This is a genomic window from Colwellia hornerae, from assembly GCF_007954355.1.
Classification (GTDB): Bacteria; Pseudomonadota; Gammaproteobacteria; order Enterobacterales; family Alteromonadaceae; genus Colwellia_A; species Colwellia_A hornerae.
Genome location: NZ_VOLR01000005.1, coordinates 19437 through 34380 on the forward strand (window position 1 = coordinate 19437; position 14944 = coordinate 34380).

At 40.4% G+C, this 14944-nt stretch carries 9 protein-coding genes and 3 tRNA genes; 6 read left to right on the forward strand and 6 right to left on the reverse strand.

Annotation, left to right across the window (positions count from 1 at the left end; translation table 11 throughout):
- The first annotated feature begins 68 nt into the window (after window positions 1-68).
- Window positions 69-920, forward strand: a complete 852-nt coding sequence (locus ESZ26_RS04405) for a 23S rRNA (adenine(2030)-N(6))-methyltransferase RlmJ (protein WP_146798385.1) — start codon at window positions 69-71, stop codon at window positions 918-920.
- A 127-nt stretch (window positions 921-1047) separates the two neighbouring features.
- Here the strand turns inward: ESZ26_RS04405 and ESZ26_RS04410 are convergent, their stop codons facing one another.
- The 5 genes from ESZ26_RS04410 to gltX all read right to left on the reverse strand — a co-directional run bounded on the left by ESZ26_RS04410 (window position 1048) and on the right by gltX (window position 6381).
- On the reverse strand, window positions 1048-2067 hold the full coding sequence (locus tag ESZ26_RS04410) for a fatty acid desaturase (protein ID WP_395880683.1): 1020 nt from the start codon (window positions 2065-2067) through the stop codon (window positions 1048-1050).
- A gap of 3 nt (window positions 2068-2070) precedes the next feature.
- Window positions 2071-2847: a transporter substrate-binding domain-containing protein gene (locus tag ESZ26_RS04415; protein WP_146798387.1), complete on the reverse strand. Its 777-nt coding sequence runs from the start codon at window positions 2845-2847 to the stop codon at window positions 2071-2073.
- 27 nt (window positions 2848-2874) lie between these two features.
- Entirely contained in the window at window positions 2875-4218 is a 1344-nt protein-coding gene (locus ESZ26_RS04420) for a DEAD/DEAH box helicase (RefSeq protein WP_146798389.1), read from the reverse strand.
- Window positions 4219-4358: 140 nt separating this feature from the next.
- A complete protein-coding gene (locus ESZ26_RS04425) occupies window positions 4359-4880 on the reverse strand; it encodes a hypothetical protein (RefSeq protein ID WP_146798391.1) in 522 nt (173 codons plus the stop codon).
- An 88-nt stretch (window positions 4881-4968) separates the two neighbouring features.
- Complete coding sequence (gltX, locus tag ESZ26_RS04430) at window positions 4969-6381, reverse strand: glutamate--tRNA ligase (RefSeq protein WP_146798393.1); 1413 nt, start codon at window positions 6379-6381, stop codon at window positions 4969-4971.
- A gap of 343 nt (window positions 6382-6724) precedes the next feature.
- Between gltX and ESZ26_RS04435 the strand changes: the two genes are divergently transcribed.
- From ESZ26_RS04435 to ESZ26_RS04450, 4 genes are all read left to right on the forward strand, one after another.
- Window positions 6725-6800: transfer RNA gene (locus tag ESZ26_RS04435), tRNA-Val, on the forward strand.
- A gap of 30 nt (window positions 6801-6830) precedes the next feature.
- Window positions 6831-6906: transfer RNA gene (locus ESZ26_RS04440), tRNA-Val, on the forward strand.
- Between the two features lie 39 nt (window positions 6907-6945).
- Window positions 6946-7021 (forward strand) — tRNA-Val (locus tag ESZ26_RS04445).
- A 388-nt stretch (window positions 7022-7409) separates the two neighbouring features.
- Window positions 7410-8819, forward strand: a complete 1410-nt coding sequence (locus tag ESZ26_RS04450; RefSeq protein ID WP_146798395.1) for a S8 family peptidase — start codon at window positions 7410-7412, stop codon at window positions 8817-8819.
- A 714-nt stretch (window positions 8820-9533) separates the two neighbouring features.
- Here ESZ26_RS04450 and ESZ26_RS04455 read toward each other — a convergent pair.
- Window positions 9534-12035: a S8 family peptidase gene (locus ESZ26_RS04455; protein WP_146798397.1), complete on the reverse strand. Its 2502-nt coding sequence runs from the start codon at window positions 12033-12035 to the stop codon at window positions 9534-9536.
- 350 nt (window positions 12036-12385) lie between these two features.
- Between ESZ26_RS04455 and ESZ26_RS04460 the strand changes: the two genes are divergently transcribed.
- Window positions 12386-14899, forward strand: a complete 2514-nt coding sequence (locus tag ESZ26_RS04460; protein WP_146798398.1) for a S8 family peptidase — start codon at window positions 12386-12388, stop codon at window positions 14897-14899.
- Window positions 14900-14944: the final 45 nt, after the last annotated feature.

The following is a 14944-nucleotide window of genomic DNA, read 5'->3' on the forward strand; positions in this document are numbered from 1 at the left end:
AGCACCTGTTATTTCGGTGTTTTATCTATTATTTGCACTGCCCTATTTTATATTTTAAGGAAATCCTTTTGCTCAGTTATCGTCATGCTTTTCACGCAGGAAACTTCGCTGATGTTTTAAAACATTCGGTTTTAACGCTCGTACTTGAATATATGGTCCGTAAAGATAAAGGCTTTACCTATATCGATAGCCATTCTGGTGCTGGCATGTATTCACTAAAAGATGAATACGCTCAAAAAACAGCTGAATACAAAGACGGTATCGCTAAAATTATTGCCGCACTAACTGATGAAAACTTTCCTGAAGCATTAACACCCTATATTGAATTAATTCAGCGCTTAAACACTGAAAATAGTGAGCTAGAAATTTATCCTGGCTCACCTGGCGTTGCTAAACAGCTAATGCGCCGCCAAGACAGTGCTCACCTCTTTGAGTTACACCCTAGCGATATTCAACATTTGACTGAGTTCTGCACACGCTGGAAAAAATCACATGTAAAACAGTCTGATGGTTATCAAGGTGTATTGGGCTTAGTGCCACCACCGAGTCGCCGTGGTGTGGTACTTATCGACCCGCCCTATGAGTTAAAAGAAGATTACGCTAAAGCCGTTAAGACCATCGTAAAAGCCTATAAAAAATTTAACTCTGGTACTTATATTCTTTGGTACCCCGTGGTTACTCGTGAGCGTATTCACGCCATGGAAAAAGACTTTACCCGCAGTGAAGTGAAAAATTTATTACAAGTTGAGTTTTGTTTACAAGCCGACAGTGATGAATATGGCATGACAGGTACTGGCTTATTTATTGTTAATCCTCCTTGGCAATTAAAAAAGCAACTCGAAGAGATACTTCCTTTTATGAAGGCAACTTTGGGACAGGCTCAAACGAGCTTTACTTTACAACAGCTTATTGCTGAATAATTGCTTTAAACTAAGACAAACGGTCCTGCTCAATTGAGCAGGACCGTTTAGCAAGATTAGCCCAACTGATTATTCACATGATCAGTTGGGCATCATCAAAGTATTAAGGTACGTCTCCTGTTGTACTTTACAAACTGCTATATCTATTTGCATTTGAAAATGTACTAACATCATTAAATCTAACACCATTTTCTTTCATCACCTTATGTGCAGTACTTGCTAACATTTGCCGCAAGTAGAACGGCTGTTGCACAACAAAGTGATGAATGGCATGCGTACCAGCAAAGTTAAAGGTAAACAGATTAAGTGGCCAAATAAGCAAACTTTTAAAGACTTGCGTTTGCTGTAAGACATTATTAACGCCACCGTAGTAGTGCAAATAAGAAGTCACTAAATTTAAACAGCCTGAGCGTAAAAAATTAGGCGCAATAATAATCACCATTAACAGATTGCTCCATTCTGAAAAGACTAGCAGCCATGGTGGGTAGGTAAAATCACTGGCGATAAAAAAATCGACACTGTGAAATAATAAAAAACCATAACCGAAGATATAATAAAGTATCGTCAGCGGAAATCCGCCATTAAAAACAGTCAAAAAATTAAAGGCTTTCACCTCCCTATTCAAGTGCTTTCTTTGTAAAATCAGCCCAAATAAACCATCAAACATCACGATATAGCGAACAAGTATATTAGCAATACCGTTGCCAACCAATCGCTCTTCTAAATCTTGTTTTGTACCCGAGGTTTTATGGTGCAGTAAATGAATTTTGCGGCGATACCAAGGATTAATAGTGCTGGGGCGCATTAACCAAACAATAGCCATCATAAGGTTATGTATAAAAGGCTGGTGACGGAAATAAAGTTTATGAATTAAGTCGTGCTCTAACTCATGGGAGATAGAAGCAAAAACTGCCGCTAGCATGATACAAAGCCAGGCGGGAATAAAAGCATAATAATATAATAAACCACTGGTGATCATGCCAGTAAGTGACAGAATAAGAATCAGTAAACCAAGACTGTCTTGCTTAGCTAAAAACGAATATTTCTGGCGTAAACGTTGCTCTTCTGTTTTGACACCCTGGACGATATTTTTAATTTTTTGTGCGTCCGTTTTTTGTCCGTCCATCGCTGAATTCATCTTAAACATTTACTAATTTTTACTCAAAAGGTGATAACTATCAGGATCATTAATCACATTAATTTCCTCCATAATGGCATTGATATCATGAGACATTGAATATTGTTTTGAAAAAGCGAGAAAAGATGAATCTATTTTATCAGACAATAAGAACCCATCAACTTGACCATTTATGGCCATATTATTAATGGTGGTCTTCGCAATGGCACTATCGGCAACCAATAAGTCAACATGGCCATAAATAAGCATATTAAATGCATCTTCCAAGCGGGTTGCTGCAACAAACGTAATCAAGGCATCACTAAAGGCTTTTTCTGAATGGCTATCAACCTTAGTTGAACGAACTTTGACCAGTATTTTACTTTTGTCAATTAATGGGATGCTTTGATAGACAAAATTATCATCTGCTCTCTTAAATATTCCAGAGCCATAAAAGTTGATCAAAGGTTTGCTAGGGAAACTCAACAACACGCTGCGCTCTGGTGTATAAACCGTCGGCATTAACGCATCGAATTTTCCCTGTTCAACGGCTTTTAATGCTCTTGCCCAAGGCATGATGGTTACCGATATTTTAAATTTCTCACTGGCATTGAGTTTATTAATCGTCTCAATTAATAACCCCTTGTTTTCACCCTTTTCGTTGCTGTAAATAAAAGGGCGAATCTCAGGAGCAGCAATAGTTAACGTGATAACGTGCTGTTGCTGTTGCTGTTGCTGTTGCTGTTCAATAGTATGAGCTTGCGCGCTTAAACAAAGTAAAAAACTATAAATAAAAACGAAAATCTTCATTTTATTAATACCTTATACTCGAGACAGTTAATCGATTTCAGAGTCGTTGTCTATTTCACTTACCGGCGTTATTGTCTTTTTACGCAACACAGGTAACTCACCAACATCTTGCGCAACAAAGACTCTTTTAATGACTTTTTTAGGCTGGCTTCTTTGCGGCTTTTCATTAGTTTTCGCTGTCGATTTTGACTTAGCTGCCACTTTTGGCTTTTTAGGTTTTATGCCCTTGAATGTCGCTTTTAAGCTATCAACAACATCAAAATTAAAAGTTTGCTGTAAAAAGCCCTCAACATTTTTAAAACTAATCCAGTCTTTAGGACCAACAAAGGAAATCGCGTCACCGGTGCTACCCGCTCGACCTGTGCGGCCAATACGATGTACAAATTCTTCAGTATGCTTTGGCATATCAAAGTTAAAAACGTGCGAGACGTTAACCAAATCTAAACCTCGAGACGCTAAGTCAGTGGTGATCAATATCTTTTGTTGTCCCTTACTAAAACCATCCATTATTTGATTACGCTGACCTTGATTAAGCTCGCCACTTAAAGCAACGGTACTTAAGCCCTGTTCACTGAGCAATTTGGATAACCGATCGGTATCACTACGCGTGGCAGTGAAAATAATCACTTGCTGATAGCTTTCAGTTTTCAAAAAGTATTCAAGCAAGTCTTGTTTATGATCTAAGTTGTCACAGAGGTAAAAGCGCTTGGTAATATCTTTATGCTCGGTATGTGCCGAGCCTATAGCTATGCGTTTTGGTTTTTTTAATAACGCCAGAGCGAACTCATTGACTTGCGCGTGATCAAGTGTTGCAGAAAACATCAGTGTTTGACGTTTGCGATGATCGGCGGCACTATTAATTTGTTTTAATTGTTTTGAAAAACCTAAATCTAACATCCGATCAGCCTCATCAAGAATAAGGAGTTCTAAGCCCTTTAAATAAAAATGCCCTTGCGATAAATGGTCAGATAATCGACCCGGTGTCGCAACAATAAAGTGGGGATCTTTATGTAGTGTTTTCACTTGATCATTAAAGTTTTCACCACCTAAAATAAGCACCGCTTTAAACTGTGAGCCGGTGGTAAATAAACGTAGTTGAGTAAAAACTTGTTTGGCTAATTCTCGGGTTGGCATAAGAATAAGGACACGAGGATCACGTTTAGACAAAGCCCTATTTCGAATTAAGCGTTGCATCGCAGGAATAATAAACGCTAAGGTTTTACCTGAGCCAGTTTTTGATGAGGCAATTAAATCATGCCCGGCCATAGCAGCGGGAATAGCTTGCTGCTGAATTTCTGTCGGCTCTAAAAAACCTAAATGCTCAACCGTTGACATTAAACGACTGTCTAAACCAAAATCTGTAAACTGCAAACTACACTCCAAAAAAAACCAATAAAAACGTTGTTATTATACCCTGCTAACGACAAGAATGACGTATAGTATTTTATCAGGGTGTTAAAAAAATGAAAAATTTAAAAAAGTACCACAGACTTATTCATCTTATGGCGCTATTAAACATGTTCGTCGCGAAGCCAATCTACATAGCCAACAAAAAAGTGTTGCCAAAAATCATTGGTTTGCGAAAATTCAACCAGTTGTTTACCAAAGATTTCTAATATCTGGAGATCAAAAATACAGCTTTCGTCGGGAAGGTACAGCGCAGATTTTTGCTGACACTGTTGATATATAGCCGTTAAGCACTGTTCAAAACCAACCAAAGATGCACTCACTAGTGTTGCTTGCCATTGATTTTCTTGTTCAGCAATCGCGGTATAAACCGCTAAATGTTTATCTGCTAAGTCAATAAAATACGGATCACCTAATTCGGTATCTGTGGCAATAACAAGCCATGAATTTTGCCAGTTGCCAATCGCGTTATTGACTAAACTCCCGCCTTTTTTATCAACCGAATAGCCAATCTGGGCTTTATTTAATGCCGCCATTTTAGTAATAACGCTAAAACCTTGTGGACCAAAAAACACCTCTTTATGCTCAAAGCCTTTTAATTTATTTAATAGTTCGCTTTGGTTCATCTTTAATCTCGCCTTTTTCAATACAATAAGGCCGTTGACAGCTAACCATCAACGACCTTATATATTGTTAACATAATACTTTATTTAATTAGCTGTTCGCTATTCTTGCTTCAACCACTTCAATAGCGTGGTCAATGCGGGCAAGTACTTTATCTTTATCCAATAAAGCCAAGGTAACATCTAAAGAGGGTGAATTTCCACCACCGGTCGCCGCAACACGAAGTGGCATACCCACTTTGCCCATACCGACTTCAAGCTCTGTCGCCGTATCATTAATTGCTGCATGAATAAGTTCAGGTGACCATTCGCTTAATGCTGCAAGTTTAGCTTTAACCAATATTAGGGGCTCTTTAACAACAGGGCGTAAATGTTTCTTAACCGCTGATGCTTCTAGTTCGCTAAAGTCTTCATAAAAGTAGCGAGAAATTTGCGCCATTTCTTTTAAAGTTTTTACTCGGTCGGCTTGAATTTTAACGATTTTTTCAAGTGCTGGACCCTTTTCAATATTGATACCTTGCTCATTCATGTGCCAGGCTAAATGTTTTGCTACATAGCTCGGCTCCATAGTTTTCATATAATGTTGGTTGACCCAAATTAATTTATCGGTATTAAAACCTGAAGCAGCACGATTACAGTCTTTTAAATCAAAGAGTTCAATCATTTCTTCACGAGAAAATATTTCTTTATCGCCATGAGACCAACCTAAACGCACTAAGTAGTTTAATAAGGCTTCAGGTAAATAACCGTCATCGCGGTATTGCATCACACCGACAGCACCATGACGTTTTGATAATCGCTTACCATCATCACCTAAAATCATTGGGATGTGGGCATATTCAGGGAGTGTTGCCCCTAAGGCGAGTAAAATATTAATTTGTTTGGGCGTATTACTAATATGATCATCACCACGAACAACATGGGTAATCTTCATATCCCAATCATCAACAACAACCGTTAAATTATAAGTAGGTGTGCCATCGCTACGGGCAAGAATTAAATCATCTAATTCTTCATTAGCTATCGTTATATCGCCTTTAACCATATCTTTGATAACAACTTCGCCATCAAGTGGGTTTTTAAAACGAATCACATAAGGCTTATCAGTAGGATAGTCGGTGCGGTCACGCCACAAACCGTTATACTTTTCTTTTGCGCCGGTTTCGCGCGCCTGTTCACGCATCGCTTCAACTTCGTCACTGGTGCTATAACAACGATAAGCATTGCCAGAGGCAAGTAACTGCTCAATAACTTCTTTATAGCGATCGAAACGTTGGGTTTGGAAATATGGGCCATGTGTCCATTCAAGATTCAACCAGTTCATACCGTCCATAATGGCATCAACAGATGCTTGGCTTGAACGTTCTAAATCAGTGTCTTCGATACGTAAAACGAAATCACCACCATTTTTCTTGGCATATAACCAACTATAAAGGGCAGTACGTGCCCCACCAACATGTAAATAACCGGTCGGACTTGGCGCAAATCGAGTTGTTAAGCTCATAAAAATCTCACTATAAAGTTTAAGACTCAAAGGCTATGTTTAAAGACAAGGCTTAAAGTCGACAATTGGTACGATAAAAATTGTCGATATTTTATCAGGCATAGCTAAGGAAAACATCATTTGCTGAAAGAAACCAAGAAAAGAAAATCTCTAGCGAGGATAAAACAAGCAAGCTGTTTGATTTTACAGCAAGAAAATTCAATATATCAATAAAACTGAAAAAAAAGCAGAAAAATCTTTGTTTTATGTTGACAGCTTTTCTCATCTCCCTATAATACGCCCCACTGAAACGCAGACAGTGTTTAATTAATTAGACAGTTAACGATTCAGGAAATTTAAGATTGGGCGATTAGCTCAGTTGGGAGAGCACCGCCCTTACAAGGCGGGGGTCACTGGTTCAAGCCCAGTATCGCCCACCAATCTTAAGTCTCAAAGATTAAAGTAATTATGGGCGATTAGCTCAGTTGGGAGAGCACCGCCCTTACAAGGCGGGGGTCACTGGTTCAAGCCCAGTATCGCCCACCATAATTACACCCTATAGACTTTTCTTTAGATAATCTATACGGACGATTAGCTCAGTTGGGAGAGCACCGCCCTTACAAGGCGGGGGTCACTGGTTCAAGCCCAGTATCGTCCACCATATTTTCCTCATTATTACATCATCATTTAAAAATCAAATCACTGACAACATCCTAAGTTAATAGATTCATTTTAAATACTTTATCTGCAAGCCCCTTTTTAATATTATTCTCTTCTCTACTGCATATTTCAAATTAATCACAATTTTTGCTATTTTTTTATTGTTGCGACTATCTGCTAACCTGCAGATATAAGTCTACAATTTCAAATAATTACAAAATTAAAAGTCAATCAAAACGTCCTTAATTCAAAGTACAGCGCTAATAAAATCACAGCACATTTATCTAAAGACACTTAGGGTAACCCCCTATTTTCAGGCTGGCTACTTATTGGCAAACTAGGTGTGAGAGAAATAATTGCAATGATTTAACAAACGGAGTTTGGTTATCATGAGTAAATTGACTTTAAGTACATGGGTTGCAGCCTCTTTAGCATTAATAATGCCTATGCAAGCATTAGCTAAAAGCACTATTGGTGAGCAACTCGCACAAACCCTTCCTACGATGACTGGCAAAGAAACAATTATTGCGGTCATAACCTTTCAACAAATGAAACCACTATCGGTTAATCAAATACAGGCGCTAATAGCTTTAGGTATCAGTAAAGGTGTTCAGTTTTCTGCACTGCCGGTAATAGGCGTTGTCGCTAATGTTGCACAAATCAAAGCGATAGCTGCGCGCGACGACGTCCGTTCAATATGGTTAAATCGAAAATTAAGCTATTTTATCGCTAACTCGCGACAAAAATCCGGTGTTAATAAAATTCAAGCAACAGACTTTGTTAATATTAATGGTGGTACTGATTATAGTGGTAAGGGTGTGACCATTATGGTCAATGACTCAGGGATTGATGCCACGCACCAAGATCTGTTTTTTGGCGACGTAGTCATTGATAATGTCGAGGCGGCCACACAATCATCAGCTTTGGCTAAAATAAGCACAACCGAGACCTTTATCACTCGAGGCCAATATAATACTGATGTAAATACAGACCACGGTACCCATTGTGCTGGCATTATCGCAGGCTCTGGAGCCATGTCTGATGGAAAATATAAAGGGGTCGCTCCCGATGCCGATCTTGTTGGTTACGGTTCAGGTGATAATTTAACTATTTTAGATGCGGTTAGTGGCTATGATTACGCGATTAATCACCGCTACAATTATCAAAATCCATTACGTATCATAAGTAATGCTTGGGGTTCAACGGGGAAGTTTGATGCTAACGGCCCTATTAGCTTAGCATCATATAAGGCTTATACCTTGGGGGTTTTGTCTGTATTTTCTGCAGGTAACTCTGGTTCAGGTAAAAACAGTCATAACCCTTATGCTCAATTCCCTTGGGTAATATCAGTCGGTGCCGGTGATAGCAATGGCCACTTAGTTGACTTTTCTTCTCGTGATTTATCTTATAAAACTGGCCATTTCACTATGCCAGATAAGCAAGAATGGACTTATAATAACCAAGTGACGATTGTCGCCCCCGGTCACTACATGGTCTCAACCCGATCATCGAATAATAGCCTTGCCTACAGCGCAGATGATGATTTTCTTTTTGACTCCGCCTATACCCCTTTTTATAGCCGATTATCTGGTACTTCAATAGCAACATCATATACGGTTGGTGTTGCCGCCCTCATGATGGAAGCTAATCCATTATTGAGTATCGATGAAATCAAAAAATTATTAGCAATGTCTGCAACTCAGATGCTTGGCTACCAAGTGTGGGAAGTTGGCGCCGGCTATATTGATATACGTGCCGCTGTTGCTGCAGCGAAAACACATGTTAAAGCGTATAAATAATCACTTACGACAACACTGCTGGTCTATACGGTGCAAAGATTAATATCCTCGCGCGATTAAGCGAAAAAAGTAGTTTCGCCTGATAACCTTAGTCTGAGATCTTCTTGAATATTTTATTGGTGCCGTGACAAAATGGTAAAGATTAACAACAACAACGTCCTGTCATAAAACTTGTCTCGAGGAAGATGATATCAGCCCGCTCCAGCCGCCAGTATTCCAATACGATAGCTATACCGCTCATACATAACAACTATTAACCACTAACTATTAACTACTAAATATCAATTAGTTACCAACAAACAACACTAAGCCAATTCTGCGCTTAATCATTAATAGACAAAATAACTCATTTCAATTTCCTTGTATTAGTTAATGGCCTAACGATTAAAACCAGTGGCTGAATGATAAACACACCCGCCTAACAATCGAGAGACTAGATAACTCATTTCAGCTAGCCACTGCCAATACCTAGCGATAAAAATAGAATGAGCTCACTTAACCTCAGTAGAAAAAAAATAAGAAATTACTTGCGAAAGGAAGTCAATGAAGTCATTTAACACGGCACTCGTTTATCAAAACGATGTTGAAAAAGGAGAAACCATGATTAACAGTGCGAACTGCGAGGATTAGCTAACCGCTAAATAAAAAAAGGAGGCCAAATGGCCTCCTGATTAACATGCGGTATTAATGACTAAAAGTATTTACGCAAAGCGCTTACTGAAAGTATTGACCAAAAAGACGACCGGCAGTTAAAGCATATTCTGCACGAGTGACTTTATAGTCGCCACCAAAGCTAGCATTCAACTGTGGCGTTAAGTCGTAAGTGCCTTGAGTCACATTAAAGTGAACATTCAATAATGAAAGCTCTATGGCAAGTTGCACATAACCTTTCATATCGTCGGCAATACTGTCTTGATCGGCTAACACGATAGTCTGACCATTATAGTCAACCGTAATGTCACCTTCGGGATCAAACGCTGTAGCTGTTGATTCAAGTCCTAGAATTTGAATTAAGCTGTACGCTAGGTCTAGTTTAGATACACGGCCGTTATGGGCAAACTCACCATTTTCGCTAAGCATCACTGGCTGCTGTTCACGCAAACTATCTTTCAATGCGCCGCCGTTAACCGATACCGACTCAATAAACGCTTGGTAACCACTAGGTACTGCATTAAGCGCTGGCGCCGGTTCATTGTCTAATGCACGGTATTGACGAACCGCGCCACCCATAACAAGGTACTTAGCTAAGTCTTTACGTTTTAACTTTGCATTAGGGTTGAAATTCCCGTTATTAAAACCATCCATTAGTCTTTTGCTCACTGCATATTTTATCGCATTTTCATAAGGATGAGCGGCTATATCGTTTACCCCTTCAAAGCCAACCAAGTCTTCAAACTTTATGCTAACGTCGAAGTTCTCAGGCGCCATTGGGCCATTAGTTAGGTTAAGTGGATCTGGATTTACACCAGACAAAGACGTTAGTCCATCAACGCGAACGGTCCACGTACCTGCCATTGCAGGTGCAGTAACACGCATATCAGTTCCAAGCACCGGTAAGGTCAAATTACCAAAGTATTCAATGCCATTAGGGTCAATCAAAACTAATTTCGCAGTATTAGCCAACGAGCTCGCAGAGCCCTTAACCCATAATGCCTCACTGTGAACCTGAAACTCAAATGAGTTTTGCAGTCCTAGTGGCTCTGTAACGCCATTGGGTGTTGACCAGATTGAATCTTCATAACTTACATCACTAATGGCAACTAGCGTATTAGCGTTAAAAACTTTACTGCGTAGGTTATTCACCGTGACACTATGGTTCATATCATAGTTTTTCGCTGCGGCTACTGCTGCACGCGCATTTACAAATCCAGCACCCACTTCAAAGCGTTCGTAACCTGGCATATTAGTCGCAGATTCTTGTAACAATTTTTTGATGGTAAGGTTATCTAAGGCAGGGTTAGCTTCTAACATTAACGCAACAATACCGGCGACATGAGGGGTCGCCATCGACGTTCCTGATATCATAGTATAAAACGGTAAATGAGTAGGGTCCATCGCGTCTATATCAGCTTCACCACCGTTTGCGCCAGCATTAGTAACCGCACGGGTGGAAATAATATCGACACCAGGAGCTACTAATGTAATTTCATTATTTTGTGTCCATGTTGTACCATCTGGCATAGTGAACTCACGAGATTCATACTTGTAACCACGTGAAGAGAAACCGGCAAGTGTGCCATCTTTTTCCCCTGCGCCAATAGACATGCCCCAAGGAATTTGTGCATAAGGATTGTGCGTATCTTCACCTGAGCCAGAATTTCCTGCTGCAAATACAGATAATATTCCCATTTTATGGGCTTTATATGAAGCTAGAGAAACTGGGCCAGTCGAATCGAACTTACCACTTGACCCCCATGAGTTGCTCATTACGCGCAATGGATTTTCGTAACTATCACCTTTAGTAATGGCATAGTCATAAGCGCCTATAGTATCAAGAATAAGAATAACACCACCTGAGCCATAGCCTACTAGCTTAGCATCTGGCGCTGCCCCTGGGTACTTGCCATCTGACATAGTACCATATCCAGCAATAGTGCCAGCACAATGGGTACCGTGTCCTGAATTAGTATCTGTGTTAGGTTGGTTCTTAAGTATTAGACCTTCGGTTACACCCGTTATGCTTAATAAACTTGCATGCGTTAGACCTTGCACGTTATCAATCACTTTATCGCCAAAGAATAAATCCTGATGAGTAGCATCAATACCCGAGTCATTAACCATTACAGTTACGCCTTTACCGGTATATTCAATGCCATTTTGTTCGAAAAACGCTTCACCTTGAACCGCATCAACACCCGTGATCTGACGAGCATCAGCATTAAAATACTCAAGCTCACGATTTAACCATACCGAGCGCACATCGCTACGTTGAGCAATGGCTTTAATTTGATCTAAGTTAGCGACTACGCCAATAACAGGAACCGAAGCAAACTGAACCGCTTGGCTAATACCTAGTCCAGAAAGTGCCTCTAGTTGAGTTGTTGATACCGGCGCTAATTGGTTATAAGTTACTACGGCCATAACCGTTTGCGTACCAACCATAGTCGGTAAAAACTCAGCTAACTGCTCGCCAATGGCAGCGTTAGCGAAAACTTGAGACGGCATAGTTAATGCCATGGTTGCTGCTGCTATTGCACTTAAGGTAAATTTTTTCATTATTTCACTCGTTCTAGTTATTATTAAGGGGTGTATATAATTCACTCAAGCACTCTATCGAGTTAAGGGGGGCTGAGTAAATAGGGGGTTCCCCCTATCTAAAGAACTATTAGCTAAATTAAAATCGCTAATACGATCAACTCACTGATATTTTTTTTCTAAAATGATTCACTGTATAGGTTTGCTAATTAAGCAGTTATTTATTCAATAATAGGGGTAAGCCCCTATTTTCATCTTAATGGTTTGTTGGGAGACTAGAGATGATAAAAATATTTAAATAATTAAAAACAATTAGAAATATTTAAGATATTTAACCTACAAGTATGAAAGATATTGGAGTTTGAAATATAATGAAAAAATTTACCTTAAGTGCCTTGGCTGCAGCCTCTTTGGCAATGACATTACCTACGCACGCTTTAGCTGATGCCGCCATTGGCGAGCAACTAGCACAAGTACTTCCGACGATGACGGGTGAAGAAACGGTCATGGCCGTAATAACCTTTGAACAAATGAACCCTATTTCAGTGGGTCAAATACGGGCGTTAAAAGCCTTAGGTATCAGTAAAGGCGTTCAGTTTTCTGCCGTACCTATCATGGGTGTTGTTGCTAATGTCGCACAAATCAAAGCTATCGCCGGGCGAGATGATGTGCGCTCAGTATGGCTAAACCGTAAGCTTGAATACTTCAATGCTAATTCTCGTGAAATTACCGGTGTTGACAAAGTTCAAGGTACAGACTTTGCAAACCGTAATGGCGGCACAGAATATACCGGTAAAGGTGTCACCATTATGGTTAATGACTCGGGTATAGATGCCACGCACCAAGATTTATTCTTTGGCGACGTAGTCGTTGATAACGTGCAAGCAGCAACACATTCCCTCGATCTTGCTGAAACCGGTATTACAGACGGTTTTGTTATTAAAAATCAACCTAATACTGATTTGAATGTTGGCCACGGTACTCACTGTGCCGGCACTATAGCCGGTTCTGGCGCTATGTCTGATGGAAAATATAAAGGCGTTGCACCCGATGCCGATTTAGTCGGTTACGGCTCAGGGCTAGGTTTATTTATTTTAGATGCGGTTGGCGGCTATGACTATGCTATTAATCACGTTTACGACTATGAACACCCACTGCGTATTATGAGCAACTCTTGGGGTTCAAGCGGTAAATTTGATGCTGCAGGCCCTGTTGCCTTAGCGTCATATAAAGCCTATAAACTTGGTGTTTTGTCGGTATTTGCTGCTGGTAATTCTGGCTCTGGCGAAAATAGCAATAACCCTCATGCTCAAATCCCTTGGGGAATGTCAGTAGGTGCAGGTGATACCAATGGTAATTTAGTCGACTTTTCTTCTCGTGGTTTAGAATATGAAAGCGGTGATTTCACTATGCCTGATGGTAAAGGCTGGACTTACACTAACGAAGTCACGATTGTCGCACCAGGGCGCAACATGGTATCAACGCGTTCTTCAACCAATATGGCGGCCAATGGCGGAGATGCTGATTTGGTACTTGACCCAGCACATATCCCTTTTTATACCCGTATATCAGGTACATCAATGGCAACACCACACACTGCAGGTGTTGCTGCGCTGATGATGGAAGCTAATCCTTCGCTACATATTGATGAAATCAAGCAATTAATGAAAGAGTCTGCGACGAATATGCCAGGTTATGAATCTTGGGAAGTTGGAGCAGGTTATGTTAATGCACGTGCAGCAGTGGCTGCAGCCAAGGGATATGATACAGCTCAGAAAAAGTCGGTTAACAACAGCGAAGATGCTCGTTTCACGGCCAGTATCAATATGGAAGCCGTAGCAATTGCTGAAGGTGCTCTAGCATTTGAAACGCTAGAATCGCAAGTGATTGAATTTGTTGTCGATGCCAATGCCAAGACCGTACATGTTGGCTTAACGGCCTTAACAAGTATTAAAGCTGTACTTCAAGCGCCCAATGGAGATATTTTTGAAGGGGGTTCAACCGATCCAGTTTGGGACAGTAACTCGTTTGTAACAGCTCCAGCACAAGCGGGTACTTGGCTTTTATCTATGGAAGGTGACGCTTTTGGTTTCCCTGTAGCGCCTGCAGGTGCGGTATACGACGAACAGGCACAAACTGAAGAAGCCAGTGATAACCATATCAGTTATTGGGTGTGGCAAGATGTTTTCAAAGGCATAGAAGGTATGAATGACGTAGCAGGCCACAGCCAGCAAGCCGCCATAGAAACAGCGGTACTTGAACGCCTTATGGATGGTCGTTCAGCTACATCCTTTGCCCCTAATGCGATGTTAAATCGTCAAGAATTGGCTAAAGCCTTGGTCATGGGGACATCGGTACGTCAGCATCGCCGTTTAAATAACGAAGCAGATATAAGTCTTAGTGGCGTTAACGCTAGATACCGTATTTTTGCTGAATCAGTTGCTATGCCTGGTGCCGCGTTGAAAGATGCTAAACAACAATTTGGTCCGGTGATGATGGTTGATGAGAGTGGTGACTTCCACGGAAAATCAGCGGTAACTCGTGCGGAGCTAGCTTACAGTCTAGTGCAAGTTATTGGTAAAACTCAACAAGCGTTAAATTTAGGCGAAGCGCATCAGATCACCGTTAATTACCATGGTGATTCTATTGTTGTTAATGACCAAAGCGGTATTGCTGACAATATGCGCGGATATGTGCAAATTGCTTTGAACGAAGGTCTATTAGGTGTTCGCTATAGTCTGGAGCAAGGCCAATTTGATTTACAACCGACCATGGTAGCTACATTCAATCCTGAAGACGGTGTAACGCGTGCTAGCTATGCGATTATCGCAAATCAACTAGATGAAAATTACTTTGTCTCAGGGACAAGTTCAAACGCAGAGTAATAGCGGCTAGCTATAGAGCAGAGTACGTATAACATTTACGTTCAT